This window comes from Roseateles sp., assembly GCF_049240545.1.
Lineage (GTDB): Bacteria > Pseudomonadota > Gammaproteobacteria > Burkholderiales > Burkholderiaceae_C > Paucibacter_A.
Window position 1 is genome coordinate 32,850 of the sequence record NZ_JBMLSK010000204.1, and the last position, 25,642, is coordinate 58,491.

Consider the following 25,642-nt stretch of genomic DNA (forward strand, 5'->3'; position numbering starts at 1 on the left):
GTATGATAGCGAGTTAGCCTTGGCGGCCCGCTGCAGGCGTCTTGAATTCCTCACCCCTTTCTCTCGCATGCTGCGTCTGATCACCGTTGTTTGCCTGCTTTTGGCCGTGCCGGTGGCCGGCGTGCTCGGTTCCTGGTTGGCCCTGGATGCACAGGCGCTGGCCATCTTGCAGCATCAGTGGGCGACGGTTTTGCCCGAGTACGCCTGGAGTTCCTTGCTGCTGGCGCTGAGTGTGGCCATCGGTGTTGCCTTGCTGGGCGGCGCCACCGCGGCGGCCGTCAGTCTGTTTGACTTCCCGGGGCGGTCTTGGTTTGAGTGGGCCTTGCTCTTGCCCATGGCCATGCCGGCCTATGTGGCTGCCTATGCCTACACCGATGCCTTGCAATACAGCGGCGCGCTGCAGACCTGGCTACGTGCCGTTACCGGGGCGAGTGGGCCGCTGTGGTCCGATGTGCGCAGCCTGCCGGGCGCGGTGCTGCTCTTTGTGCTCTGCTTGTACCCCTACGTCTATTTGCTCACTCGCACGGCTTTGCTGGAGCGCGGCGTCACCCTGATGGAGACCGCACGCATTCTCGGCGCAGGCACGCTACGTCGGGTGCGCGAGGTGGCGCTGCCCTTGGCGCGCCCTGCGCTGGCGGCGGGCGTGGCCTTGGCGCTGATGGAGACACTGGCCGACTACGGCGTGGGCTCTTACTTCGGCTTGGCGACCCTGACCACCGGGATCTACAAGGCCTGGTTGGTGATGAACGACCGCCTCGCCGCCGCACAACTGGCCTCCGTTTTGCTGCTGGCCGTGGCGGGCTTGCTTTGGCTGGAGCGGCGCGCCCAGGCCAAGCTGCGCTTCACCAGCAGCCGCGCTGGCGCGGTGCACGCAGCCGAAGCCCGACCGTTGCGCTTGCAGGGTTGGGCCGCCGCTGCAGCCATCGTGCTTTGCGCTTTGCCGGTCTTGTTGGGCTTTGTGCTGCCCCTGGTGGCACTGGTCAAGCTGATGATTTTGGAAGCCCGCTATGGCGAGTTCGGCCTGCCTCTGGCGCGCTTTGCCCAATGGGCTTGGACCAGTCTGCAACTGGCCGGTATTTCAGCCCTGCTGGCGGTGGCGCTGGCGATGGCGCTGGCCTATGCGGCACGCATGGGCAGTGGCGGGCCGCTCTTGAAGTCGGCGCTGCGCATCGTGTCCTTGGGCTATGCGGTGCCCGGCGCGGTCATTGCCGTGGGCATCTTGATGCCGCTGGGTTGGCTGCAGCAGCATGCGCCTCAGCTGGGCCTGACGTCCATCGTCACCGGCACCATTGCCGGCCTGATTTATGCCTATCTGGTGCGCTTCTCGGGCGTGGCCCTGCAGTCGGTGGAAGCTGGCTATGCCCGCATCTCGCCCACCGTGGACGAAACCGCACGCCTGCTCGGCGCTTCGCGCGGCCGCTTGTTCCGAGTCTTGCATGCGCCGCTGCTGGCGCGATCGGCCATCGCGGCAGCGCTGCTGGTGTTCGTGGATGTGATGAAGGAGTTGCCCGCGACCCTGGTGCTGCGCCCCTTCAACAGCGACACGCTGGCGGTGGTGGCCTACCAGCTGGCGCGCGACGAGCGGCTCGGCGAAGCGGCCTTGCCGTCGCTGGCCATTGTCTTGGTGGGTTTGGTGCCGGTGCTGATGCTCTCAAGGGCGATGCGGCAGCGCTGAAATTCGCCAATGATGGGCCTGGAGCCCACTGGGCCACAGGCCCATCATTGGTCCCTCCGACAGGAATCGAACCTGTATTTGCCGCTTAGGAGGCACACGTCAATCGTTGGTAAGTTATTGATGCAAAAAAGGAAAGTAGAACGCCCGGTGTAGATGGGACAAAAATGGGACACCGTCAGAAATGGCCCTCAGATCAAGCATTTGCATGAACGTGAAGTGATTCCTCGGGTGTCTCGGTGCAATCAGCTGCGTGTTGAGTAGCCCCGCCAACTGCCGACGCAACAGCTTTCGTCAATGAACGGGATGACCAAGACCAAGATGCCCATGGCGCTCTTTGCATTCATGTCAGATGGTCAAGCAATTTGGCGGCTCCTCCCATTTGCCCCACAACGACCTCGCCAAGACAGTCCCTGAGCCAAAGGCACGCTGGGTCGTTGGTGAGGCGCGCGCTCCAAGCGAGCACATGCCGCATGGCAGGTACTTTGAACGGCACTCTGCGGGCAGTAAGGCCGAAACTCTGCATCGCGTCGGCCAGCACTAGGGTCGGCAGCGTCGCGATCATGTCGCTGTGCGCCAGCAAGGGTGCGACCGCGCCGAAGGTGGGCACGGTCAGGCCGATCCGGCGCTTCAAGCCCGCTTCTTGCGCCGCCGAACCCACCGGACTGCGCATTTGATCGCCGGTGCCCACCACCACATGCGGCCAAGCAGCCCAAGACGCTGCGCCCCACGCGCTCAAGGAGGGGTGATCCTCGCGCATGAAGCACGCCCATTCGAACTGGCCGATCACCTCGGCAGCAACGCCTTCCGGGCGCTTAACGGACTCGGGCAGTAATGCCGCATCCACCTGCCCTTCGGCCACATCCAGCAGGGTTTGTGATCTAGGGGTCTCCCACTGCAGCACGACTTGCGGGGCGTCCCGCTGAATTCGCGAGATCAGCCGTGGAAACAAGCCCATGGCCAGGTCGGGCACCGCCAGACGAAACTCCCTGTCAGAGGTGTGCGGCTCGAACGCTTCGCGTGGGCTGAGCACACGCTCGATGCTGCGCAAGATGGGACGCACCTCTTGCACCAGGTCCAGCGCGTAGGGACTGGGCTGCATGCGCCCTCCCACCTTGACCAACAGCGGGTCGCCCAACTGCTGGCGCAAGCGCCCCAGCGCGTGACTGACCGCTGACTGCGTGCGGCCCAGTTGCTCAGCGGTCTTGGAGACGCTGCCCTGCTGCATCAGCACCTCGAACAGCAGCAATAGGTTCAGGTCAATCCGACGTAAATCAATCTTGTGCATGAGGCATGAAGATTATCTGTTTGCGTCACATCTAAATTCATCATAAATTCTATCCAACATCAACAACGTTCATGAGGATTCCGATGCTTATCCGACTCGGATGGTGGGCTCCAGGCGCTGCGGCACTTCTGTTCAGCGCTGGCGGACTGTCGCCCGCTCAGGCGCAAAACTTGACCCTTGATCAGGCCCGCGCTGCCATCGCACCGTTTTATGACGCGCTCAATGCCGCCCCTGGCAAAGATGCCGCGGCTCTGGTGATGCAAGCCACCGGGCCGACCTGGGTGTCTTGCAGCGGGCAGGACGAGTGCAAGCCACGCGACAAGGTCGCTCCGATGATCGCGGGCTTTGGCAAAGCCATCCCTGATCTGAAGTGGGAGATCAAGGAAGTGCTGGTCAGCGGCGATCGCGTGGTGGTGCGTGGCGAGGCTTCAGGCACCCCCGCCGGCGCCTTCATGGGCGTGCCCCACGGCGGCAAGAGCTTCCGCATCATGTCCATCGACATTCACACCGTCGAAGGCGGCAAGCTCACCCGCGCGTATCACATCGAGGACTGGATGAGTGCGGTTCGACAACTCGCAGCCAAGCAATAGTCCTTCAACCTCCGCTGCCGCCCACTGACCCTCATCCAAGGATACACATCATGAAGTCAACCACTCGCCACATCCTGACCGCTACAGCCGTCGCCCTGACCGGTATCTCAGCTGCCTACGGGCAAGGCGCCTCCGATAAAGATGCGCTGCGACTACAAGGTGAAATGAAGGGCCGCTGGAAGAGCATTGCCTGTGAGCTTCGTCCCCAATCGGGGAAGCCTGGCGAACCCGTTCAAGCTTCCTGGGTGACCCGAGACTTCACGTTCGATGGCACTGGAAAATTCAAGGCCACCATCGTGACTTTTGCTGATCAATTCTGCGAAGCGCCGATGAACGAATTCAACTTCAGTGGACATGCGGAAATTGGCGGAACCAGTCGGGCAGCGCCGGGCGCCCGCGAAATCACCTATGTTCTGGATGAGTCGCTCAGCATCACACCGCGCGCACAAATGGTCGTGGACATGATGGCGCAAGTACCCCCGAAAGCCTGCGGCGACGAGCCCTACAAGCTGAACACTCCGCAGAGCATTCTCAGAAAGTCGTGCGTCTTGCTGAACAACATCGACTCGGGCCAAGTGGTGAAGGACCATGACCTGATCTATCTGTATGGCCAAGGCCGGTACCAGATGCTGTTTATGGGTGCGAAACATGTGGATGGCTCTGGCTTCTACAAGCCCGAGAACCGCCCCAAGAGCGGACTGCAAGTTCCCATGGCGCGTGCCCGATAAGCCGGACTTCCACCATGTGGCGTCGCCTCACCGCCATGGGATTGCTGATTTCCTTTGTGGCCATGGCCACATCGGGAATGATGATGTTTGTCGTGGAGAAACCCTCGTTCACCATAGCCATGCATCCCGTGCACAAACTGTTCGGCCTGCTGATGGTGGTGTGCGCGTGCAGCCACATATGGCTGAACCGCCGAGCCATTGGTCAACACATCCGCCAGCGCAGCGGGGCCATGGTCGTCGTGATGCTCACGGTGTTGCTGACCGTGCTGTATGGCGTGGTTATCAACACGGACCGCAACGGTGACACAGCGCGGGAATTGGACAGGCTAGGCCAGAAATTTGAACACCAGCGATAAATCGAACCAATGAAAGCCCTCACCCTCACCCAATATCAAAAGGTTGGCTTTGATGCCGTCCGACTGCAAGACCTTCCTTCACCCAAGCCGTTGCCCTCCCAAGTCCGCGTGCGCATGAGGGCGGCAGCGCTCAACCCGGCGGACCTGCACATCATCAGCGGCGAGATGAAGGGCATGTCGCCTGTGAAACCGCCCTTCGCGGTCGGCGTCGATGGCGCGGGCGTGGTGGAGGCCGTGGGTCGCGAGGTGCACAACGTCAAGGTGGGCGACGAAGTGTTCTTCTACACCGGCCTGGTGCATTGCGGCACCGTGGCCGAATACGCCGTGGTAGAAGCAGCATGGGTTGCCAAAAAGCCCGCAGCCTGGAGCTTTGAACAAGCCGCCGCCGCAGCGCTGGCGCTGCTGTGCGCCAATCTTTCCTTGCAGCGCGCTCGCGTCAAGAGCGGTCAGCGTGTGCTCATTCACGGTGGTGGCGGCGCCGTTGGCGCGGCAGCCATCGTTCTGGCGCGTGCCATGGGCGCACAGGTTGACACTACCGCCAACAGTGCCGATGCCCATTATCTGAAGGCGCTGGGCGCACAGGACGTGTTTGACTACAGAACCCAGCCCCTCAGCACCCTGAGTCCGGCGTGCTATGACATGGTGCTCGACGGCATGGGCGGCGAGACGTTCTTGAACTCCATTCCGTTGATAAAAACGGGCGGGGTCATTGCATCGCTCAAGGTCATGACCGGGGTGGACGACATGCTGCGCCAGGGCATGAAGCCGCCCTTCATCGTGAAATGGGTGCTGCCGCTCATCTTTGGCAAATACATCAAGGCCGCCAAGAATGCGGGCGTGCGCCTAGAAGGCGTAGCCACCTTTGGTGATGGCGCAACGCTCACCGCCATGGGCGAGCGCGCTGTGCTGCTGGGCTACCAGCCGCGCATTGCGCAGACCTTTGCCCTGAGCCAAGCCAAGCAAGCGCTCGACTCTTTCGCCCAAAGCAAGCCACGCGGCAAGGTCGTCGTGCTTATGGACTGATCTGCGCTGATCCGGCCGGATCGGTTCAACGCAGCCGCACGACCATACGTGGTCCCCCCGACAGGAATCGAACCTGTATCTAGCGCTTCGTACCACTTCGGCTTTCGCCGCCGCATGACGCGTTCGTGGTCTGGACTATGCCTTTGCCGTGGGCGTTGTGCGCCGGTAGGCAGGAGCCGTCTAGTCTCTACACCTTCCCGATGCTTCGGGCTTGGCTCGGCGTTGCCACGGCGCGGGGCGCGCCAGAGGGTTCACCGACTTTGACTCCATTCAGCCGGTGCTTTCGCGTCCGACTGCCCATTGAAAGGAGGCGCTCGTTCTATCCATTGAACTACGGGGAGCTGATCTGATGCGTCGCGTCGCCTTGGTCAGTCACTTTCGCCGGGACAAATTTGGGACAGTGACGTGAACGGATGGGACAGGACGCGAGGGGAGTGTAGGGGCGTTGATCCTTTGAAAATCAATGACTTGCAGTCTTATGTTGGCCGCCAGAAACGCTTAGGAGGCGGCCGTTCTATCCATTGAACTACGGAGAGATGCCCGGGTTCAGGGCGGGCCGAATTCTCGCACGACTTCGCCACGCCCGGCCCCAGCTCACTCCCACTTCCACTGCCAGATCAGGTCCAGCGCATTGTCGTCACCCGACTGGGCGCGCAGCGTGAAGCGCTGGGCCAGGCGGTAGACCAATTGCCAGCTGCCGGTGGTGGCATTCAAACCACGCTCGTAGCCAACATACCAGCGCTTGGATAACTGTTTACCCAGACGCACCACGGTGCCTTGCGCTTCCACACCGCTGTCGCTGAAGGACAACTCGTCCAGCCCGACCGACTTGATCAGCTTGGAGGTCTTGCTTTCTCCTTGTCCGTTCAGCAAGGCCAGGGCCGCGCTGCTCAAGAGCGCGCTGTCCTGTGTTCCCAGTTCCGAAGGTGCGCGGCCCAGCAGCAACCAGGACAAGGTGCTGCGCTCATCCAAGGCCGGCTCGGAGTAGAGCTTCACGCGCGGTTTTTGCGCGGTGCCGGTGATGGTGACACCGACGCGTTGGTCTTCTTGGCTGGGGCGCAGGGCCAGCACATCCAGCCTCGGGTTGTCCATCACACCGCTGAAGCTGATATTGCCTTTCTCGATCACCAGCTTCTGACCGTAGGCGTCAAAGGTGCCGCTTTCGGTGCTGATGCGCCCATGCAGGGCCGGGCCGTTGGCGGCCTGCGTCAGTTGCAGATTGCCGGCCAACAAGGTGTCCAAGCCATAGCCCTTGACCCGCAGCTTCTTGCCCAGATCAATATCGACCTTGACCTTGACCTTGGCGCGGCGCTTGCCTGCGGCGGCAGCTTTGTGATCGGCCTCGGCCGAGGCGGCTTCCGGTCGGCGCACCGTGACGTCGTCGCCGAGTTCGGGTGCGTTGCCGCGCGAGAAGTCAAACAAACCTTCGTGCACATCCAGCTGCCCCTGCACATCCACCAGATCGGCATCCAGCGCAATATCCACCCGACCATTGACCGCCAGGCGTTGGTCCACTCGGCGCAACACGCCAAACTTGTCGGCTTGCAAATGCAGGTCCACGCGCGGCTTGGCGCCGAACTGGATCTCGCCCCGGGCGCTCAAATCCCCATCGCCGGCATAGGCCTTGAACTGCTCCAGCTTGGCCTGCCCGCCATCCAAGCTGAGCGCGAATTCGCCGCGTTGCAGGTCCACGCCCAGCAGGGGGTTGCGCAGCACTAAGCCGGAGCCGCCGGCGCGTCCCTTGATTTCAGGGGCCTTCACTTGGCCCGAGAAGCTGGCGCTGGCGAACACACTGCCGCCGGTTCGCCAGCCGGCTGGAACCCAGGCGCCCCAGGTGCTTAGATTGGCCACGCGAGCCTCTAGAACGCCTTCAAGCTTGGACTCTTTGTTGGGCCAAATCTGGTGGGGGTTCTCATTGCGCGCGGTGACCGCCCCGCCCAAGACACCGACATTGCGGCCGGCCAAGGCCTGCGTCAAATGCCAAAGCCCTGGGCTGCCGACCAATCCGAATCGCAGCTCACTCAAATCGAGCTTTTGCACGCCGTTGTCGTCGCTGACGATCAGATCGCCGCTGCTGCGTTCCACCGCGATATCCACATGCAGGCCCGGCGCGCTGCGGACCCGGGCGTGCCCCGCCAGGACCAAGTCGCCACTCCAGCCGAACTCGGGTTGCCAGCGCGCCAACAAGGGCGCGACGGCCAAGGGCTCCAAGCGCAGGTCCAGATTGAAACGACCCACCGAATTCGGCGCCGGGCCGACACTTGGGTTGGCCTCGGCGGCCTGCCATTGCAGTTCCTGCCAACTCAGACCCGCGCCAAGCAATTCCAGTCGGCCGGGCGCCACTTGCAATTGCTTGAGTTGCAGTTCCGGCGACCAAGCCAGATCCATCCGCAGGTTTTGAGCCTTCAGCCAGGCGCTGCTGGGCGCTGCGGCCTTGCCCGCCGTTGGCTTGGCGGATGCGAGCAAGGGCGGCGCGGGCGCTGGTGCAGCGGCTTGCCCTTGCGGCTGCGCCAAGAACATGAGCTCGCGGGCCTGCCATTCGGCGCCCTCCAGCCAGGCTTGCGTGGGAGGCTTGCTCAGGCCGGCGTTCAGACTCAGGGTCACAGGCCCGCGCAGGCGTTGATCGCTCGCTTCGCCGGGGGCAATCAGCGCGGCCGGCATCTTGCCATCGGCCATGGCTTGCAGCTCGACGCGGTGTTGCGCCCAAGTGCCCTGCACCGTGGCGCTGGCGCTAGGCAGGTTGATGCCGTCGAGACTCAGTTGTTCCAGCTTGGCGCGCAGGTCCAGCGGCGCTTGATGGGAGCTGTCGATCGCCCACTGCAAGTCAGCCGCCGCTAAACGCAGGGTAGCGAAATCAGGCAGCCCCGTCACTTGAAGGGCGCGAGCCTGCAACTCGGATTTGCTGCGCCAAGTCCAGCGGTTCGCGGTCGACCCCGGCTTGTCGGGCCGGCCCGAGCTCATCGGGCCCACAGCGGCGATCAACTGAAGCTTCCCTTGCAAACTGCCTTGCAAATCGGCTCGCAGGGGGAGGGGGCTCGTGCCGGTCTTGGCGGTCGCTTTTGCGGCTGGCGCGCGGAAGGCGGTCAGCAGCGGCTGCAAGCTGCTCAACTCGGCGAACTGCAGCGTGGCATCGCTGTGCAGCTCACCCGAGGCCTTCAATTCCCCTTGCACTTGCAAGCGGTTGTTGGCGCCGGCATTCAAAAACGCCGTGAACTGCGGTGTCTGTGCGAGATCGAGGTGGCTGTATTGAAGGTCGGCGCTCAAGGGCACGCCCGCCAACACCGTGGGCTGCAGTTGCATGCGCGCGGTGCCGGTCGGGGCATAGGCCTTCAGAGTCGCTGCTTGTCCCCTGTTGCCAGAAGGCAGGGGCCCGGCTTGCAGCTTGGCGTCGAACTGGGCGAGCATGGGCTGGGCGCTTTGTCGCCAGCGACTGCCTTCCTCGCCGCGCCACAGGCGGCGCAGGTCCGGCACCTGGGCCTGCGCCTGTGCCGTGGCTTGCCAGCCCTTGGCCAAACTGGCCGCTGCTTGTAAGGCCATATGGCCGCTGGCGTCCAGCGAGGCTTCATCAAAACGCAGCTTGAAGGACTGCAGCGTCAGCGCAGTCGCCGAGACTTGGGCCTGGGTTTGCAGGCTGATCGGCGTGACGCCCAGCGCGCTCGTGACCGCGTTGGGCGCGGGGGGCGGCTTGCGGCCGCGTGTGTCGGGACTCAGCAGTCGTCCCTCGAGTTTGGCCTCAATGCTCAGTTGCGGCAGCGAATCGCCGGCCTGGGCCAACGCGTTGACCGGCTGCGCGGTGCGAAGCTCGATCTCGCCGGCCACTTGCATTGCCGCCGCGCGCGCATCCAGGGCCTGACTGTTGAGCTCGCTGATGGCAATCGTCAAGGCGCTGCCCTTGTCCTTGCTGCTTTGGCCGCTTGCGTGAACTTGCCCGGCCGGCTGTTGCGAGCTGCCCAGCAACAACTCCAGTTGCTTGATGCTCAGCGCCGCAGGATCGCCGGGGGCAAAGCTCAGATCCAGGTTCAAAGCGCGAGCCGGCAGGCGTTGCTCGTTCCAGCGCCCCGCCAGGCTGTTGCTCAACTGGCTTTTCAGGACCAGGCTGGGTAGGGCTGCGCTCCCCGTGGTTCCTGCGGGCTGTGTCTGCCACTCGGCCTGCCCGCTCAGGCGGGTGTGCGGCAGACCGGATACCAAGGCCGCCAGATCCAGACCCTGGGTGTTGACCTTCAGTTGTGGAAGGGGCCAGGCGGCGAAAGGGTGCACCTGGGCTTGCGCCTGCAAGTCCTGAGACTCGGCTTGCAGATGGGCGCTCATCGCCAAGCTGTGCAGCGGCCCCTTGGCTTGCAACTGCGCTTGCCAAGCGGGCAGCTGCTCTTGCGCATTGGCCTTCGATCGCAAAGCCAGCTCGGCCTGCAAGCCCAGAGCCCCTTCGGTTTGAACACGGGCGCTTCCGCTCAGCTGCAAGAGATCCCACCGCAAGTGGTCCAGCTTGAGTTGGTGCTCGGCGCCGCCTTGGGCGCTCAGGCTCAGGCTGCCCTGCACATCGTTGAAGGGCTTGTCACTGCTGTCGGGCAGCAGCAGTGTGCTGACTTGCAGGCGTGCGACTTCAATGCCGATGGGCAGGCTCAAGGAGCTGGGGGCGGTGCTGGGCTCGGCGCTTGGCTTGAGGTGCAGTTGCACCTGCTTGGCCTGCAAGCTGTCGATGTGCAGATCGCCCCACAGATGGGGTGACCGGTTCCAGTGCAGCGACAAGCCGCGCCAACGCAGCTCATCGATTTCCACGCGGTCTTCGGTGCCGGGAATCGCGTAGCTCAGGCGCTGAGCCGAGAAGTCGCCAAGCAGGCTGCCTTCCGGCTGCGTCACCTGAAGGCCCGGCACCTGGTTCAACAGCCATGCACTGCCGGACTGGGTGGCCAGGCCCCAGCCCAGCAGGCAGCCAAGAGCACCGGCGGTCACCGGCAACACCAGCAAGCTCGGCAGCAGCCCCCGGCCGCGGCGCCACAGCGAGGGCTTGGGCTTCGGATCGGCAGGGCTGGCGGGGCCGGCCGGCTGGGGCAGTGAATCAGGCGCTGCAACTGCGCCTGGCACTGCGCCTGACACTGCGCTTGTGGCCGCGCTTTCGTCCTTGATGGGTTCGGGCGGATGGTTCATCAGAGGGCGATGCCGATGCTGAAGTGCAGCCGCCAGCGCTGCAGGTCCGTGGCGCGCGCATAGTCCAAGCGCAGCGTGCCCAGCGGGCTGCGGTAGCGCAGGCCCAGGCCCAGGCTGGTGGTGGGCTTGAGGGTGTCCCAGTTGCGCGCCGCTTGACCGGCATCCGCAAACACCGCGCCCAGCAAGTCAGGCAGGTTGTTGCTCAAGGCATGGGCGAGTTCGAGGCTGCCGTTCCAGACCACGCGGCCGCCGGTCGGGTTGCCAAAAGCGTCGGTAGGCCCCAGGTCTTCAAAGCCATAGCCCCGCACCGATTCATCACCTCCGGTGCGAAAGCGCAGCTTCTCCGGCAGGCCCACACGCTCGCCGGCGAAAATCTGGCCCCACTCGGTGCGTGCCGAGCCGAACCAGCCGCCGGGCAGCGGGTAGTAGCCGTAGAGCTTGACCTGGCTGCGGCCGAAGTAGCCGTTTTCATAGGTGGAACTGTCGGCGCAGCCAGCGCCCAGCAGCACCGAAGCGGTGTATCCCTTGGTCGGGCGCAAGGTGTTGTCGACGCGGCGCCATGTCCATTGCACATTGGCCGAGACCGCGCCGGCATGGGTGTCGTTGCTGGGCTTGTCCTCAAAGGCGCGCAGCGCTTCCAGGTAGTAGGTGCGGTCTTCGCGCTCGGTCTCGCGAATGCGGCCGAGGCGAGCCCGGACGTTTGTGGTGACCGTATCGTCATGGCTCAGGCGTTCGACAAAAAAGGCGCCCAAATTGCGTTGCATATTGCTGAGTGGATGCGAACTCAGCTCCAGGTCGGCAGAGCTCTCCTTGCTGCCCAACTTGAGTTTGGTGCGTGAGCGCATATCCAGGCCGAAGGGATGACGGTTGGTGTAGTCCGCGCCGATGCGTGGGCCGGTGGCGGTGTCAAATCCCAAGCTCAGCGTCACTTGCTGTCGCGGGGCTTCCTTCACCTGCACATAGACCGTGCTGCTGGCCGCGCTGCCCGGGTTCTCCGCGTCGGGGCGGATGTCGACATTGGCGGTATCGAACAAGGTGGTCTTCAGCAGGCGCTCCTGAAAATCCAGCATCAGCCGTTCGGTGTAGGGTTCGCCAGGCTCAAAGCCCGCCAAACGCTCCACCACGCTGGCCGGTTGGTGGTTCAGCCCGGTGATCTGAATTTCACCGAGACGAAACAGTGGCCCGCTGTCCAAGGTGAGGCTCAGCGCCACGCTATTGGCTTCGGCGTCAACCAAGGCAGCGGTCTCCTCCCAGCGCGCCAAGGGATAGCCTTGGGTGCGCAAGCGACCGAGCAGATTGGACTTGGCACTGGCCCAGGCTTCTTGGCTGAATGCGGCGCCCGGGGCCAAATCCCAGGCTTCTCGCAAGCGATTGCGTTGCCTGGACTTGCGCGCCACAAAAGCCTCGCTGGCGCTGGCCTCGGTGGCTTTTTCGGGCGCTGGTTCCTGCAACTCGCCGACGAAGTTCAGCTCTAGCGCGCTGACCTTGGCCTGCTCGCCAGGTTCAACCTTGACCGTGATGGTGGGGCGCTGGGTGCTGCGGCTGGTGCTGGGCTCTTGCCGGTCGCTGCGCTCCACCGTGACCTGTGCATTGAAATAACCCTCGGTCTCGAGCAGGCTGCGGGCTTGCTGCGGCGCGGTGGCGGCCAAGCGGCCCAGTTCTTGGGGGCTCAAGCGTTGATCCTCGGGCGCACGCCGAAAGCGCGCCAGGTCCAGATGCTCCTCCAACAGATCTTTCAGTTTGGTGGGGGCCTGGACTTCCAGCGTGTACTCGGCCACCAAGCGGCCGCTGGCCGGGTTCGCTGCGGTGGGTGATGCGTTCGGGGTGTCGGGGGTGAGCTTTTGCCCGAGATCTTGTAGGGTGCTGCAGCCTGCCAAGCCGATGCTGGCCGCACAGAGCAATAGCCCGGCGTGGCGCCAAAGCCGATGACTGGGCTCCGCCTCGCGCTGTTGAATCGCCAAAACCTGCCTCATTTGCTCAACAAACGCATGGCACCTTCCAGGCCGGCGAGCGACAGCGGGAACATGCGCTGGTGCATCAGTTGCTGAATCAGGGCCACGCTTTGGCGGTACTGCCAGACGCCCTGCGGTTCGGGGTTGATCCATGCGTACTTCGGAAATGCGTTGGTCAGCCGCTGCAGCCATTCGGCACCGGCTTCTTCATTGTTGTATTCGACGCTGCCGCCGGGCTGAAGGATCTCATAGGGGCTCATGGTCGCATCGCCGACGAAGATCAGCTTGTAGTCACGGTTGTACTTGCGAATGATGTCCCAGGTGGCGGTCTTCTCGGCAAAGCGGCGGCGGTTGTTCTTCCACACAAAGTCATAGACGCAGTTGTGGAAGTAATAGAACTCCAGGTGTTTGAACTCGCTTTTGGCCGCCGAGAATAACTCTTCAACTCGGTGGATATGCTCGTCCATGGTGCCGCCCACATCCATCAGCAGCAGCACCTTGACCTTGTTGTGCCGCTCCGGTTGCATGCGAATGTCCAAGAGGCCGGCGTTGGCGGCGGTCTTGTGGATGGTGTCGTCCAGATTCAGCTCCAACTCAGAGCCTTCGCGCGCAAAGCGGCGCAGGCGGCGCAGCGCGACCTTGATATTTCGGGTGCCCAGCTCCAGTTGGTCGTCATAGTCCTTGTAAGCGCGCTGCTCCCAGACCTTGACGGCGCTTTTGTTGCGGCTGGCGCCGCCAATGCGTATGCCCTGCGGGTTGTAGCCGCTATTGCCAAAGGGGCTGGTGCCGCCCGTGCCAATCCACTTGTTGCCGCCTTCGTGGCGCTCTTTTTGTTCCTCGAAACGCTTCTTCAGCGTTTCCATCAACTCATCCCAGCCCATCTTTTCGACGGCGACCTTCTGCTCTGGCGTGAGCTCCAGCTCCAAATGGCTGCGTAGCCATTCCAACGGCACGTCCTGGCTGAAGTCGGTCAGCAACTCGACGCCCTTGAAATAGGCGCCAAAAGCGCGGTCGAACTTGTCGAAATGGGCTTCGTCCTTGACCAGGCTGGTGCGGGCCAGGAAATAGAAGTCATCGATGGACGGCGGCCCATCGGCCCCAATCACCCCAGCCTTCAGCCCCTCCAGCAGCGTCAAAAACTCCCGGACGGAAACCGGGAGTTTGGCGGCGCGCAGGGTGTAGAAGAACTTGATCAGCATGACAGCCCGGTCGGGGAGAAGGAGGCCTCGCGGGGCCAGTGGAGGGATTATCCACGGGGCTTCTGTTTTCTCCGGAGAGGGTTTCAGTATTGGCGGAGTTGATTGCAGGCGTCTGAGCGCCGGTTCTCGCCAGCAGGAGGTTCTGTGCACCAGCCTCATCGCGCTTGATGCTCTGTCGCTGGAAAGCTGGTCTGGACTTCTGAATCAAGTCTTTGTTGCGTGCACTTTGCGAATGCTCTCACGGCAGCCGGCTTGTGCCAGACTTCACGTACCGCAAGAAAGGGCGATGCATGAATCCAGAAGTCGAGCAGATGTTGACGGCGCTGTATGGGGCGATGGCCGAGGAGCCCGATCAGCCCGGGCGCTGGCAGGCCCGCCATGCGGACCAAGTTTTGCGCAGCCATTTCCAGCCGATCTACAGCTTCCCGCACCGCCGCCCGGTGGGCTATGAGGCCTTGATTCGGGTCAGCGATGCACAGGGGCAGGTTTTGTCACCGCTGCATGCCTTTGAGCGTGTGGGTAGTTTTGAAGAGCAGGTGCATTTGGATCGGCTTTGCCGCTTGCTGCATGTGCATAACTTCGTTGAACAGCGCATGCCGGACTGCTGGTTGTTTTTGAATGTGCATCCGGCGGTTTTTGTGCATGCGGCGCGTCATGCCGAGATGCTGACGCAAGCGGTCGATGTGGTGCAGCAGCTGGGCCTGCCGATGAACCGCCTCGTCTTCGAGGTGACCGAAGACGTGATGGCGCAGGACGAGAAGTTCGAGCACGCAGTGGAGGCAGCGCGGCGCACCGGCTGCCTGCTGGCGCTGGATGACTTTGGCGCGGGGCACTCCAACTTCGATCGCATTTGGCGTATCAAGCCCGAGATCGTCAAGCTCGACCGCAGCCTGCTGCAGCAAGCGATGCGCTCGCCCCGCATGGCGCGGGTGATGACACAGATGGTGTCCCTGCTGCATGAGTGTGGCGCCCTGGTGCTGCTGGAGGGGGTCGAGACTCGCGAGGAAGCGCAGCTGGCGCTGGATGCCGATATCGACCTGGTGCAGGGCTATGCCTTTGGAATGCCTCAGGCGGATCTGCGCGCCGCGGGTGAAATCTCGCCCTTGATTGAAGATGTATGGGCCTTGTTTGACGCCTCGCATCTGCAGGGGCGGCAACGCTATGAAGAGCGGGTGGCGCCTTACCGAACGGCGATGGCTTTGGCACTCTTGCCTTTGCAACAGGGGCGCGATTTGCGCGCCGCCTGCGAGGCGTTCCTGCGTTTGCAAGGCGCGCAGCTTTGCTATCTGCTGGATGAGCAGGGTCGGGAGTTAGGGGCGCGCGAGTTGCCAGCCGGCGTTGTGCAGTCGACCGACGAGCGCTTTGCCCCGCTGGAGCGTGCCGGAGATGCCCGCTGGGCACGTCGGCCTTACTTTCGCCGTGCGCTGGCCAGCATTGGCGAGGTGCAGGTGACGCGGCCCTATCTCAGCCTGCATGGCGCCCGCCTTTGCATCACCGTCTCGGTGGCCTTTTGGCAGGATGGGCGTTTGCGGGTGCTGTGCGGGGATGCCGACTGGGGCCAGGCGGAGTAGCGCCGCGACTTGCCCCTTGCACTCAGTTCTTTTTGCGCTTGCGGCCCTGGCTCGGGTTGTCGTTCGCTGGATCGTACTTTTTCAGCCAATCAAAGAACTCGCCGTACCAGAGCCGGCTGTTTTGTGGCTTGAGGATCCAGTGGTTTTCGTCCGGGAACCAGAGCAATCGTGCGTCGACGCCGCGCGCTTTCAAGGTGTTGTAGTAGGCCAGGCCTTGCGCATCGGGCACCCGGTAGTCCAGGGCGCCGTGCATCACCAGCGTCGGGGTGTGAATATGCTGGGCGAAGCTGTGAGGACTTTGGGCCGCGATCTTGGCCGGATCCTCCCAGTAATAGGCGCCCAGCTCCTTGACATGCCAGCTGTAGCAGTCGTCGGCGAACATCGCTTGCCAGTCGAAGCAGCCGGCGTGGCAGACATAGGCCTGGTAGCGGCCGGGCTTGATGTGACCATTCATCCAGGCCACCATGAAGCCGCCATAGCTGCCGCCGGTGGCGAAGATGCGGCGCTTGTCGGCCCAGGGCTTTTTCAGCAGCCAGTCGGTGCCGGCTTCGATGTCTTGCAACTCCAACTCGCCCCAACGGTGCGTGATCGAGTCAAGGAAAGCGTAGCCAAAGCTGGAGGAGCCGTGGTAGTTGACGCTCGCGACCACATAGCCCTCGGCAGCGAATAACTGCGTATTCCAACGCCAGTGCCAGATGTCGCCGGCACAGGTGTGAGGGCCGCCATGGATCATATGCATGACCGGATACTTCTTTTGGGGGTCAAAGCCGGGCGGGTAGCTCAGCCACATCTGCACCTGCTCGCCTTGGGCACCGCGGTAGAACACCTCTTCTGGATCCGGGAAGCTGTGGAGGTCCAGCATCGCTTGGTTGAAGGACTCGATGCGGTGCGGCACGCGGTGCTCGTCCAGCACCGACAGGCGTGAGGGGAAGCTGGCACTGTCGTGGTTGACGACCAGAGTATTGCCAGCGACGCTGAAGCTCGCCGCATGCCCGCCCTTGAATTCAATGCTGGCACTCGCTTTCGGCAAATCGAAGCGCCATACATGGCGGCGTCCCGTTTGTTCGGCGCAGAACAGCAGCGACAAATCATCCTCGGCCCAGACCAGCGGAGCGGCCACTTCATGATCCCAGTCGGCCGACACCACCGCCCAATGGCCGTGGGTGTCGAGCACCGCCAACTGCGCAGGCATGGTGTGCTTGAGGCCTTGATGGCTGGCCAGAAAAGCCAGGTGTTGGCCTGCATGGCTGTAGCAGGGGGCGCCAAAGTCCCAGGCTTCATCTTGGAGCAGGGTGCGCACCTGCCGCGTCTTCAGTTCCATCTCGGCCAGCGCAAAACGGTTGCCGACTTTCTTCTCCTGCGCGGGATCGAAAGCGAACACGATGCGTCGGCCATCGGGCGAGATATCAAAGGCCGTGGCGTCGGGCGCGCTGCGGCTGAGCTCAAATCCTGTACCCTCAAAAACATCCTGCACCTTGCCGCTTTGCACATCAACGATCAGCAGATGCGCGACACGACCCATTGGGATGTGATGATCCCAGTAGCGGTAAAGGCTCTCACTGGTGACGTAACCGGTCGCCTTGCGAGCCTTGAAGTCCTGGTAGGCCTTGGTCTGCGCTTTCTGGCCCTTCAACTCGGGCCAAACCCAGGAGATGCAGGCGATCCGGCGGCCATCAGGAAACCATTTGAAGGCCTCAACGCCGCTTGCAATCGTGCATAGGCGCCGTGCCTCGCCACCGTCGGGTGCGATCACATAGAGCTGGGCTTCCTCGTCCTTTTTACCTTCTTGTTCGCGCTTGGCGATGAAGGCAATGTGTTCGCCACTCGGGCTCCACTGCGGGATGCCATCTTTCTCCCCGGCGCTGGTCAGGCGGCGCGGCTCTCCGCCCAGGGTGGACAGGAGGTACAGGCTGGAACTGCTCTTGTTGCTCTCCATATCGAACTGCGTGAGGCTGGCCGCCACCTGTGCGCCGTCCGGCGAGAGGCTCGGAGCCCCAAGGCGCCCCATGTTCCAGAGAGATTCGAGCTTGAATTTCTTGTTCGCCTTGATACGGCTCATGGGATTGCTTTCGCGAGTGGTGTGGAGGTCAATCAGGCCAGCAGGCGGCGGAACAACCAGCGGCCTGCGCCGCAGCCCGCCATGATCATCAACAGGCCGATGATCTGGGGCATGCCCCAGCCCGGTGTGTTGATGAAGTCATAGCCCAGCGCCGCGCCGAGTTTCCAACCGGCCAGGGCACCGAGGACAAAACCGGCTGCGTCGGCCAGACCTTCGAGTCCGGCTTTCTTCAAATCAGGTTTCATTGCGTGTCGATCAACGGTTGTGGCGCTGCATCTGCACCAGCTTCTCAAAAAGGGTCAGGTCTTGCTCGTTTTTCAGCAAGGCGCCGACCAGGGGCGGCACCGTGACCTTGTCATCCTTGAGCAAGAGCGTCTCGGTGGGAATGTCTTCGGCCACCAGCAGCTTCAGCCAGTCCAGCAACTCCGAGGTGGAGGGCTTTTTCTTCAAGCCGGGCAAGCCCCGCACCTCAAAAAAGGTCCGCAGTGCAGCGCTCAGCAGTTCTTGCTTGAGGCCGGGGAAGTGCACATCGACGATGGCCTTCATCGTCTGAGCTTCCGGGAACTTGATGTAGTGGAAGAAGCAGCGACGCAAGAACGCGTCGGGCAGTTCTTTCTCGTTGTTCGAGGTGATGAACACCAGCGGGCGGTGGCGCGCCTTGACCATTTGGCGCGTTTCGTAGACATAGAACTCCATGCGATCGATCTCGCGCAGCAGATCGTTCGGGAATTCGATGTCGGCTTTGTCGATCTCGTCGATCAGCAGCACAACCGGCCGATCGGCCTCAAAGGCCTGCCAGAGCACTCCTTTGACGATGTAGTTCTCGATATTGCGGACCTTCTCGGCCCCTTCAATGCCGGACAACTGGCTGTCGCGCAAACGACTCACCGCGTCATATTCATACAGGCCTTGTTGGGCTTTGGTGGTCGATTTGATATGCCACTGCAGCAAAGGCATGCCCAATGCCTGGGCCACTTCTTCCGCCAACATCGTCTTGCCGGTGCCCGGCTCGCCCTTGATCAGCAACGGTCTTTGCAGGGTGGCTGCGGCGTTGACGGCCAGCATCAGATCCGGTGTGGCAACGTATTGTTCCGAGCCTTCAAATTTCATGGTTTAGATCAAACTGCAAAAGGTGGAGTTTCAGTATAAGTGGGCCCCTATAATGCGCCCCGGTACAAGATCAAGAACTCGGGACTATGAAAAAACTGTTGCAGATCTCGCTCGCCTTGGCCTCGCTTTTCGGCGCAGCCTCTTTCGTTCAAGCCAAAGAGGCACCGACGGTCGCGTCGGCCATGCAAGCCAAGGTGGCCATGTGTATCGGCTGCCACGGCATTCCGGGTTACCAAGCCAGTTTTCCTGAGGTGCACAAGGTTCCGATGATCTCGGGCCAGAACGCCAAGTACATTGCCGCTTCGCTGACGGCCTATGCCAAGGGCGAGCGCAAGCATCCGACCATGCGCGGTATTGCTCTGAGCTTGACCGAACAAGATATCACCGACATTTCGGCGTTCTACGAGGCTCAGGCCGCTGTGCCTGCGGTGGCGGACGCGGTGCCGGCGCCTTCGGCGCAGGTGGCGGAGTTGCTGACCAAGGGCGCTTGTGTGTCTTGCCATGGCGCCAATTTCAGCAAGCCCATTGACGGCTCGTACCCCAAGATTGCCGGCCAGCATGCCGACTACCTGACCGTGGCCTTGAAGTCCTACCAAGTCGAAGGCAATGCGGTGGTTGGCCGCAGCAATGCCATCATGGCCGCTCAGGTCAAGCAGTTCAGCTCTGCCGAGTTGAAGGCGATGGCCAAATACCTGGCCTCCTTGCCGAGCGAGTTGCGCACCGTGCCGCAAAGCAAGTTCCGTTGATGTCTGCTGGGGCTTGAGCCCCGGCTTGAATCCGGAGATAAGGCCGCCCTTGAGGCGGTTTTTTTGTGCAAAGCGCTGCCAAGGAGTTGTCGCACTCGGGTGATACTTGCCCGGTGTCCTGATGCTTTGATTTTTGGCGACCGATGCTCAAGAGAATTCCCACCGAACAGGTTGAGTTGGGCATGTATCTCCAGTCCATGGAGGGCTCTTGGCTTTCTCATCCGTTTTGGAAGACCAAGTTTGTTCTGCGTGAACCTGCTGATTTGGCGGCGCTGAAAAAGAGCGGCGTGCCTGCGGTTTGGATCGACGTCAGCAAGGGTCATGATGTTGCGGGCGCCGTTGCGCCTGCAGCAGTGGCGGCAGCCCAGCCTGCCGAGGCAGCGCCGGTGGTCGTGCCGGAACCCACGAGTCCCCCTCTGCCTCCCCCTTCGTCCCCGGTGTCTTCGCCGCCAGCTCAGGCGCGAGTCAGCTTGAGTGCGGAAATCGAGCAGGCCACGCAGTTGATGAACCGCTCGCGCGAACAGGTCATGGCCTTGTTTGGCGAGGCGCGCATGGGCAAGTCGGTCAGCGCCGAACAGTGTTTGCCCTTGGTGGAGGAGATTGCCAATTCGGTGTCGCGCAACCCCTCGGCGCTGATCAGCTTGGCGCGTCTGAAAACCAAGGACGACTACACCTATATGCATTCGGTGGCCGTGTGTGCCTTGATGGTGTCGCTCGGGCGTCAGCTGGGCATGAACGAAGATCAGATGCGCGAGGCGGGCATGGCGGGCTTGTTGCACGACATCGGCAAGATGGCGATGCCCTTGGATATCTTGAACAAAGCTGGACAGTTGACCGATGCTGAGTTCAACGTCATCCGTTCCCATCCGGTACGCGGCTATCAGATCCTGAGGGACAGCGAGGGCGTGAGCGATGCGGCGCTCGATGTGTGTCTGCACCATCATGAAAAAATGGATGGAACCGGCTACCCCAAGCGGCTCAAGGGCGAGCAGATCAGCCTGCTGGCGCGGATGGGGGCGGTCTGTGACGTCTATGACGCGATCACCTCCACCCGCCCCTACAAAACCGCCTGGGATCCGGCGGGCTCGATCCAGCGCATGGCCCAATGGACAGGGCAGTTTGACCCGGTGGTGTTCAAGGCTTTCGTGATGTGCGTGGGCATCTATCCGGTCGGCAGTTTGGTCAAACTGGAATCGGGCCGCTTGGCGGTGGTGGTGGATTTGAATCAACAAAATCTCGCCGCTCCGGTGGTGCGGGTGTTTTATTCCACCCGCTCGAAATTGCCGGTGTCGGTGCTGACGCTGGACCTGTCGGATCCCGGTGCGGGCGACCGGATTGTTTCGCGAGAGTCCCCCCAAGACTGGGGCTTTACCCATCTGGACGAAATCTGGCGCAAGAGCTGAAGTTTGGGTGTGCGCTGATGCAGGAATGAGCCGCCGATAAGCGCGCTTGATTCGCGCTTGCCGGTGTGCGGGGCCGGGCGATACTGAGTTGCCCATGTTCCACGCGCTCGACCTGCCTTTCCTTTGATTCATGCTCAAGAAGATTGCCACTCAACAGGTTCAGCTGGGCATGTTCATCCAGTCACTGGAAGGCTCGTGGCTGTCGCATCCCTTTTGGAAGACCCAGTTTTTGCTGCGCGATCCCGCCGATTTGGAGGCCTTGCTGACCAGCGGTGTGGCGATGGTCTGGATCGATTGCAGCAAGGGCGACGATGTGCGCCCCAACAGCGTGGCCCCGTTGCCGTTTGAAGTGCCAGCGAAGGAACCTCAAACGCCTCCTGAAGCGCCGCCACCTTCAACGCCTGCGCCTGCCGTGCCCCCGGCGCGCGTCAGCCTGGGCGCTGAGATCGAGCGCGCTTCCCAGGTGGTGAACCGGTCTCGGCAGGCGGTGCTGTCGCTGTTCGGTGAGGCACGCATGGGTCGCGCGGTGGATACCGAGCAGTGCTTGCCGATTGTGGAGGATGTGGCCGATTCGGTCGCCCGCAACCCCTCGGCGCTGATCAGTCTGGCGCGACTCAAGACCAAGGACAACTACACCTATATGCATTCGGTGGCGGTCTGTGCACTGATGGTGTCTTTGGCGCGCCGCCTCGGCATGGATGAGGCCCAGTCTCGCGAGGCGGGTCTGGCCGGGCTCTTGCACGATGTGGGCAAGATGGCCATGCCGCAAGAGGTGCTGAACAAGCCGGGGCAGTTGAGCGAGGCTGAGTTCAAGGTCATTCGTACCCATCCCGAACGAGGGTTCGAGATGCTCAAGCAAGGGGCTTCCGTGCCCGAGGCGGCGATGGAGGTCTGCTTGCACCATCATGAGAAGATGGACGGCAGCGGCTACCCGCACCAATTGCAGGGTGAGCAGATCAGCCTGCTGGCCCGCATGGGTGCCGTCTGTGATGTGTACGACGCCATCACCTCCACCCGCCCCTACAAAGCCGCCTGGGATCCGGCCGGCTCGATACAGCGCATGGCAGGCTGGCGCGGGCACTTTGACCCGGTGATCTTCAAAGCCTTTGTGACCAGCGTGGGCATTTACCCGGTGGGCAGTCTGGTCAAACTGGAGTCCGGCCGGCTGGCGGTGGTCACCGATATGAATGCCCAGAATCTGGCTGCGCCGGTGGTGCGGGTTTTTTACTCCACCAAGTCCAAGCTACCGATCCCGGTGCAGACCTTGGATCTCTCCCGCAGCGACGCCAAAGACCGTGTGATCGGCCGCGAGTCACCGCTGGAGTGGGGATTCCCTCATCTCGAGGACATCTGGCAACAGGCGAGCTGAGTCCGGCTGCACTCTGCATCGGCTTTGAATTGGCTGAGGTTTACCCCAGGGCTGGGCGCGAGAGGGCATGCCTAAACTCGGCGCAGATCGAAACTTGGGAGCGTGGTGATGATGAAACGACAGGGTGTTTGGGCTTGTGTGTCGGCTTTGCTGCTGGCGGGCGCAGTGATCCCCCAAGCCTGCGCGCAAACGCTGCGCTGGGCCAGCCAGGGCGACCCTCAGACTATGGATCCGCACTCGCAGAACGAGAGCATGACCAATATGGTCAACGGTCAGGTCTATGAACGCCTGACCCGGCGTGACCGCCAGCTGAACATCGTGCCGGGCTTGGCCAGCGAGTGGACGCAGGTGTCGCCCTTGGTGTGGCGTTTCAAGCTGCGGCCCGGCGTCAAGTTCCATGATGGTCAGCCCTTTACTGCCGATGATGTGGTGTTCTCCATCCAGCGTGCGGCTTCACCCACCTCACAGATTGCGGTCTATGCCAATGCGGTGGGGACGCCGCACAAGATCGATGACTTGACGGTTGAATTTCGACTCGGCACGTTCAATCCAATTTTTTTGCAGCATCTGGACACGCTCTGGATCATGAGCAAGTCCTGGGCCGAGAAGCACCGGGTCACCCGTCCCTTGGATTACAAAAACAAGGAAGAGAGCTTCACCAGCATGAACGCTAATGGCACCGGCCCCTATATCTTGGTGAATCGCCAGCCAGGCGTGAAAACCAGCTTCAAGCGCAACCCGGCGTGGTGGAATAAGTTTGAGGGCAATGTGCAGGAGGTGGTGTTCACCCCAATCGGCAATGACGCCACCCGGCTGGCGGCCCTGGTGTCGGGTGAGATCGACTTCGTATTGGACCCGGCGCCACGCGATGTGCCGCGCTTGCGCAAGACCTCGGGGGTCAAGATCATTGACGGCCCCGAGAATCGCGTCATTTTCATCGGTATGGATCAGGCACGCGACAAGCTGCTTTACGGCCAGGTGCCTGGCCCTCTTGCGGACAAGAATCCCTTCAAGGATGTGCGTGTACGGCGAGCCTTGTACCAGGCCGTGGACGTCGAGGCCATGCGCGTCAAGCTGATGAATGGACTCAGCCTGCCGACCGGCAGCCCGACCCCGTCGGCCATTGCCAGCTACAACGATGCCGCTCTGGAAGCCCGTTATCCCTTTGATATCGCCGCAGCGCGCAAGCTGATGCAGGAGGCGGGTTATGCCGATGGCTTTGAGGTGACGATGGATTGCCCCAACAACCGCTACATCAATGACGAAGAGATCTGTCAGGCTTTGGCCGCCATGTGGGCGCAACTGAAGATCAAAGTGCGTGTCTCGGCGATGCCACGGGTCACGTTCTTCCCCAAGCTTGAGAAATACGACACCAGCCTGTTTCTTTATGGCTGGGGCGGCGCCATCACCGATGCCGAGTCCATCATGACGCCGGTGTTCCGCAACCGTGGGGAGAAGGGCGTCGGTGCCTACAACTACAGCGGCGTGCGCAATGACAAGTTCGATGCCCTGGCCGCTCAGTCCTCGGTGGAGCCCGATCCCAAAAAGCGCGAGCAATTGATCAAGGCGGCGCTGACCGAGTACAAGGAGCAGTTTCATATCTTGCCCCTGCACCGTCAGATGATTCCCTGGGCAGCTCGCAACTCGGTGAGCGCCGTCAATCGGGCCGACAACTGGCTTGAGTTCTCTTGGGTCAACGTGAGCAAATAGTCGAAAGCGGTGGAGTCGTCGCGACTGGGTTGCATTGGATGCATCCGCAGCATCAGCGACGCTTGCTGGGTGCTTAGCCCATGTCACTTCGCGCTCAGCAAGCCCGTCTGTGTTTTTCCTGGCGCGTCGACCCGCTTGGGGCCTGGGCTGAGCTGCTTTGCAGCCTTGATTGAAGGCTAGCAAGGGCTTCGCCCTCAAGCTCCGGCCGGCCCGCCAGTCGCTGGAAGCCTGAGAGGCGCTTGTTCGGTTGTCAGCTTTCGGCCTTGAAAAGCTGCTAATCTATGCCGGCCTAACGTTCAATCAAGGGTGAGCAGTGAAAGTCTTTTCTACACCAAGCAACTGGGTCTGCGGCTTGACGGCAGTGGCAATGACCTTGGGCGCTGCGCCGGCGCGTGCGGCCGAGCAAACCATGGAGTTGCGCTCGGGCGGTGGCTATGAGTCCACACGTTTGCCTAAGGGAACGACCGAAGTGGAGCTGGAGCAGCAGTTGTCCGGCGCCTGTCGCTTCAATCGCAGCTGGGGCTACGACTTGAGCAAGATGGAGCTTTGGGTCAATAGCGGCTGCGCCGCACGGTTCAAGGTCATGACCAGTGGCGAGTCGAGCGAGTCCTCCAGTGGCTCCAACACAGGTGCGGCGGTGGCCGCGGTGGCCGCGATTGCTGGCTTGGCCTTGATCGCCAGTCACGCCAGCAAAGACCGTGATCAGTCGAACAACAATTACTACCCTGACGACAACTACCCACAGCGGCCCTACCCAGATCGCCCAGGTGGCGGTGGCTGGGGCAATCAGATCCGTGGCATGAACAATCTCTGCCTGGACATTGAAGGCGGCTTGCGGCAGGGCAATCAGCTGATTGTGTTCCGCTGCGCCGGGGGCAACAACCAGCGCTTCTCCTTCACGCGCAATGGCGAGGTTCGGGTCGGCAATATGTGCCTGGATGTGGACGGCGGCAGTCAGAACGATGGCGCGCGCGTCTTGGCTTGGCAGTGCAATGGCGGCCAGAATCAACGCTGGATGCGCAGTGGCAACCAGATTCGCAGCCAGATGAATGGCAAGTGCCTGGATATCCGTGACGGCAATGCGCGTCCCGGCCAACAGGTCTTGATGTGGCGATGCAACGGGGGTCAGAACCAACGTTGGTGGTGGTAAGGCGAGGGTACTTAGAAATGAAAACAGCTTTCAAATCGTCCCGCGTCTTGCTCGCTGGGCTTGCTCTCGTAGCGTCTAGTTTTCTTGCGCCTCTGGCTTGGGCTGAAGGTAAAGCCAAGTCTGCGCAAAAAGATGTGGACAAGATGCTGGGCGCTTCATCCCCTAGTGCCGCGCGGCAGTCTTTTGGGGTCGCTGACCGTAACAACGACGGTGTGGTGAGCCTGGATGAGTTCCACAAAGACATCGTCAAGTCATGGCGTGCGCTTGACCTGGATGGCGATGGAGAGATCACTCGCGCCGAGTTGGAGTCCATTCCCGACCGGGGTGCATTGCGCGCCATGCTTCGCTTGCTCCAGCGCAGCGATCTGAACAACGATATGAAGTTGAGTTTCAAAGAGTTGGTCGAAGCGCGCATGGCTTTTTTTGATGAGGCCGATGTTGATCGCGATGACCGGTTGACGCTGGCCGAATCGCTTGAGTTTGAAGCCAAGCAGCGACCAAAAGCCGCCGCGATTGCAGCGGCCAAGGCCGCCAAGGCAGAGCCGGCACCGGCAGCAGGCAAATAGTCTTC

The 25,642-nt window shown here is 62.0% G+C and carries 19 protein-coding genes; 12 read left to right on the forward strand and 7 right to left on the reverse strand.

The window, feature by feature from the left end:
- The first annotated feature begins 67 nt into the window (after positions 1-67).
- Positions 68-1,675 carry an ABC transporter permease gene (locus ACOVRJ_RS12820; protein ID WP_422044238.1) on the forward strand — a complete coding sequence of 536 codons (1,608 nt, stop codon included), beginning with the start codon at positions 68-70 and terminating at the stop codon, positions 1,673-1,675.
- Positions 1,676-2,015: 340 nt separating this feature from the next.
- On the opposite strand, the gene ACOVRJ_RS12825 is transcribed toward ACOVRJ_RS12820, so the two are convergent.
- On the reverse strand, positions 2,016-2,960 hold the full coding sequence (locus ACOVRJ_RS12825) for a LysR substrate-binding domain-containing protein (protein ID WP_422044239.1): 945 nt from the start codon (positions 2,958-2,960) through the stop codon (positions 2,016-2,018).
- An 83-nt stretch (positions 2,961-3,043) separates the two neighbouring features.
- Here ACOVRJ_RS12825 and ACOVRJ_RS12830 point away from each other — a divergent pair, with 83 nt between their 5' ends.
- The 4 genes from ACOVRJ_RS12830 to ACOVRJ_RS12845 are packed head-to-tail and all read left to right on the forward strand — an operon-like array spanning position 3,044 to position 5,657.
- Positions 3,044-3,550, forward strand: coding sequence for an ester cyclase (locus ACOVRJ_RS12830; RefSeq protein WP_422044240.1), 507 nt, complete (start codon positions 3,044-3,046; stop codon positions 3,548-3,550).
- Between the two features lie 50 nt (positions 3,551-3,600).
- The gene (locus ACOVRJ_RS12835; protein ID WP_422044241.1) at positions 3,601-4,278 is read left to right on the forward strand and encodes a hypothetical protein; all 678 of its coding nucleotides are present in this window, start codon (positions 3,601-3,603) and stop codon (positions 4,276-4,278) included.
- Positions 4,279-4,292: 14 nt separating this feature from the next.
- Positions 4,293-4,634 carry a DUF4405 domain-containing protein gene (locus tag ACOVRJ_RS12840; protein ID WP_422044242.1) on the forward strand — a complete coding sequence of 114 codons (342 nt, stop codon included), beginning with the start codon at positions 4,293-4,295 and terminating at the stop codon, positions 4,632-4,634.
- Between the two features lie 9 nt (positions 4,635-4,643).
- Entirely contained in the window at positions 4,644-5,657 is a 1,014-nt protein-coding gene (locus tag ACOVRJ_RS12845; protein WP_422044243.1) for an NADP-dependent oxidoreductase, read from the forward strand.
- A gap of 594 nt (positions 5,658-6,251) precedes the next feature.
- On the opposite strand, the gene ACOVRJ_RS12850 is transcribed toward ACOVRJ_RS12845, so the two are convergent.
- The 3 genes from ACOVRJ_RS12850 to ACOVRJ_RS12860 are packed head-to-tail and all read right to left on the reverse strand — an operon-like array spanning position 6,252 to position 13,953.
- Positions 6,252-10,802, reverse strand: coding sequence for a translocation/assembly module TamB domain-containing protein (locus ACOVRJ_RS12850; protein WP_422044244.1), 4,551 nt, complete (start codon positions 10,800-10,802; stop codon positions 6,252-6,254).
- Positions 10,802-12,763, reverse strand: a complete 1,962-nt coding sequence (locus ACOVRJ_RS12855; RefSeq protein ID WP_422044245.1) for an autotransporter assembly complex protein TamA — start codon at positions 12,761-12,763, stop codon at positions 10,802-10,804. The genes ACOVRJ_RS12850 and ACOVRJ_RS12855 overlap by 1 nt, the downstream gene beginning before the upstream one ends.
- Positions 12,764-12,771: 8 nt before the next feature.
- Complete coding sequence (locus ACOVRJ_RS12860) at positions 12,772-13,953, reverse strand: vWA domain-containing protein (RefSeq protein WP_422044246.1); 1,182 nt, start codon at positions 13,951-13,953, stop codon at positions 12,772-12,774.
- A 290-nt stretch (positions 13,954-14,243) separates the two neighbouring features.
- Between ACOVRJ_RS12860 and ACOVRJ_RS12865 the strand changes: the two genes are divergently transcribed.
- Positions 14,244-15,524: a sensor domain-containing phosphodiesterase gene (locus tag ACOVRJ_RS12865; RefSeq protein ID WP_422044247.1), complete on the forward strand. Its 1,281-nt coding sequence runs from the start codon at positions 14,244-14,246 to the stop codon at positions 15,522-15,524.
- Positions 15,525-15,546: 22 nt separating this feature from the next.
- On the opposite strand, the gene ACOVRJ_RS12870 is transcribed toward ACOVRJ_RS12865, so the two are convergent.
- From ACOVRJ_RS12870 to ACOVRJ_RS12880, 3 genes are read right to left on the reverse strand one after another with little or no spacing between them, the layout of a single operon-like run.
- On the reverse strand, positions 15,547-17,583 hold the full coding sequence (locus ACOVRJ_RS12870; protein WP_422044248.1) for a S9 family peptidase: 2,037 nt from the start codon (positions 17,581-17,583) through the stop codon (positions 15,547-15,549).
- Between the two features lie 32 nt (positions 17,584-17,615).
- Positions 17,616-17,828 (reverse strand): hypothetical protein, encoded by a 213-nt coding sequence (locus tag ACOVRJ_RS12875; protein WP_422044249.1) that lies wholly within the window; start codon positions 17,826-17,828, stop codon positions 17,616-17,618.
- 10 nt (positions 17,829-17,838) lie between these two features.
- Positions 17,839-18,693: an AAA family ATPase gene (locus ACOVRJ_RS12880; protein WP_422044250.1), complete on the reverse strand. Its 855-nt coding sequence runs from the start codon at positions 18,691-18,693 to the stop codon at positions 17,839-17,841.
- An 86-nt stretch (positions 18,694-18,779) separates the two neighbouring features.
- On the opposite strand from ACOVRJ_RS12880, the gene ACOVRJ_RS12885 reads away from it, so the two are divergent.
- From ACOVRJ_RS12885 to ACOVRJ_RS12910, 6 genes are all read left to right on the forward strand, one after another.
- Positions 18,780-19,439 carry a c-type cytochrome gene (locus tag ACOVRJ_RS12885; protein WP_422044251.1) on the forward strand — a complete coding sequence of 220 codons (660 nt, stop codon included), beginning with the start codon at positions 18,780-18,782 and terminating at the stop codon, positions 19,437-19,439.
- Between the two features lie 143 nt (positions 19,440-19,582).
- A complete protein-coding gene (locus ACOVRJ_RS12890; protein WP_422044252.1) occupies positions 19,583-20,842 on the forward strand; it encodes an HD-GYP domain-containing protein in 1,260 nt (419 codons plus the stop codon).
- Positions 20,843-20,972: 130 nt separating this feature from the next.
- A complete protein-coding gene (locus tag ACOVRJ_RS12895; RefSeq protein ID WP_422044253.1) occupies positions 20,973-22,211 on the forward strand; it encodes an HD-GYP domain-containing protein in 1,239 nt (412 codons plus the stop codon).
- A gap of 108 nt (positions 22,212-22,319) precedes the next feature.
- Positions 22,320-23,921, forward strand: coding sequence for an ABC transporter substrate-binding protein (locus tag ACOVRJ_RS12900; RefSeq protein ID WP_422044254.1), 1,602 nt, complete (start codon positions 22,320-22,322; stop codon positions 23,919-23,921).
- 313 nt (positions 23,922-24,234) lie between these two features.
- On the forward strand, positions 24,235-25,071 hold the full coding sequence (locus ACOVRJ_RS12905) for a lectin (RefSeq protein ID WP_422044255.1): 837 nt from the start codon (positions 24,235-24,237) through the stop codon (positions 25,069-25,071).
- A gap of 143 nt (positions 25,072-25,214) precedes the next feature.
- Positions 25,215-25,637 carry a hypothetical protein gene (locus tag ACOVRJ_RS12910; RefSeq protein WP_422044293.1) on the forward strand — a complete coding sequence of 141 codons (423 nt, stop codon included), beginning with the start codon at positions 25,215-25,217 and terminating at the stop codon, positions 25,635-25,637.
- Positions 25,638-25,642 lie beyond the last annotated feature (5 nt).

What these genes read in the sequence shown, in the direction of transcription:
- ACOVRJ_RS12875 (WP_422044249.1), bottom strand. Translation starts at nt 17,828, where the DNA reads ATGAAACCTGATTTGAAGAAAGCCGGACTCGAAGGTCTGGCCGACGCA.
- ACOVRJ_RS12820 (WP_422044238.1), top strand. Translation starts at nt 68, where the DNA reads ATGCTGCGTCTGATCACCGTTGTTTGCCTGCTTTTGGCCGTGCCGGTG.
- ACOVRJ_RS12865 (WP_422044247.1), top strand. Translation starts at nt 14,244, where the DNA reads ATGAATCCAGAAGTCGAGCAGATGTTGACGGCGCTGTATGGGGCGATG.
- ACOVRJ_RS12870 (WP_422044248.1), bottom strand. Translation starts at nt 17,583, where the DNA reads ATGAGCCGTATCAAGGCGAACAAGAAATTCAAGCTCGAATCTCTCTGG.
- ACOVRJ_RS12840 (WP_422044242.1), top strand. Translation starts at nt 4,293, where the DNA reads ATGTGGCGTCGCCTCACCGCCATGGGATTGCTGATTTCCTTTGTGGCC.
- ACOVRJ_RS12860 (WP_422044246.1), bottom strand. Translation starts at nt 13,953, where the DNA reads ATGCTGATCAAGTTCTTCTACACCCTGCGCGCCGCCAAACTCCCGGTT.
- ACOVRJ_RS12890 (WP_422044252.1), top strand. Translation starts at nt 19,583, where the DNA reads ATGCTCAAGAGAATTCCCACCGAACAGGTTGAGTTGGGCATGTATCTC.
- ACOVRJ_RS12900 (WP_422044254.1), top strand. Translation starts at nt 22,320, where the DNA reads ATGATGAAACGACAGGGTGTTTGGGCTTGTGTGTCGGCTTTGCTGCTG.
- ACOVRJ_RS12910 (WP_422044293.1), top strand. Translation starts at nt 25,215, where the DNA reads ATGCTGGGCGCTTCATCCCCTAGTGCCGCGCGGCAGTCTTTTGGGGTC.
- ACOVRJ_RS12895 (WP_422044253.1), top strand. Translation starts at nt 20,973, where the DNA reads ATGCTCAAGAAGATTGCCACTCAACAGGTTCAGCTGGGCATGTTCATC.
- ACOVRJ_RS12885 (WP_422044251.1), top strand. Translation starts at nt 18,780, where the DNA reads ATGAAAAAACTGTTGCAGATCTCGCTCGCCTTGGCCTCGCTTTTCGGC.
- ACOVRJ_RS12850 (WP_422044244.1), bottom strand. Translation starts at nt 10,802, where the DNA reads ATGAACCATCCGCCCGAACCCATCAAGGACGAAAGCGCGGCCACAAGC.
- ACOVRJ_RS12880 (WP_422044250.1), bottom strand. Translation starts at nt 18,693, where the DNA reads ATGAAATTTGAAGGCTCGGAACAATACGTTGCCACACCGGATCTGATG.
- ACOVRJ_RS12845 (WP_422044243.1), top strand. Translation starts at nt 4,644, where the DNA reads ATGAAAGCCCTCACCCTCACCCAATATCAAAAGGTTGGCTTTGATGCC.
- ACOVRJ_RS12825 (WP_422044239.1), bottom strand. Translation starts at nt 2,960, where the DNA reads ATGCACAAGATTGATTTACGTCGGATTGACCTGAACCTATTGCTGCTG.
- ACOVRJ_RS12830 (WP_422044240.1), top strand. Translation starts at nt 3,044, where the DNA reads ATGCTTATCCGACTCGGATGGTGGGCTCCAGGCGCTGCGGCACTTCTG.
- ACOVRJ_RS12835 (WP_422044241.1), top strand. Translation starts at nt 3,601, where the DNA reads ATGAAGTCAACCACTCGCCACATCCTGACCGCTACAGCCGTCGCCCTG.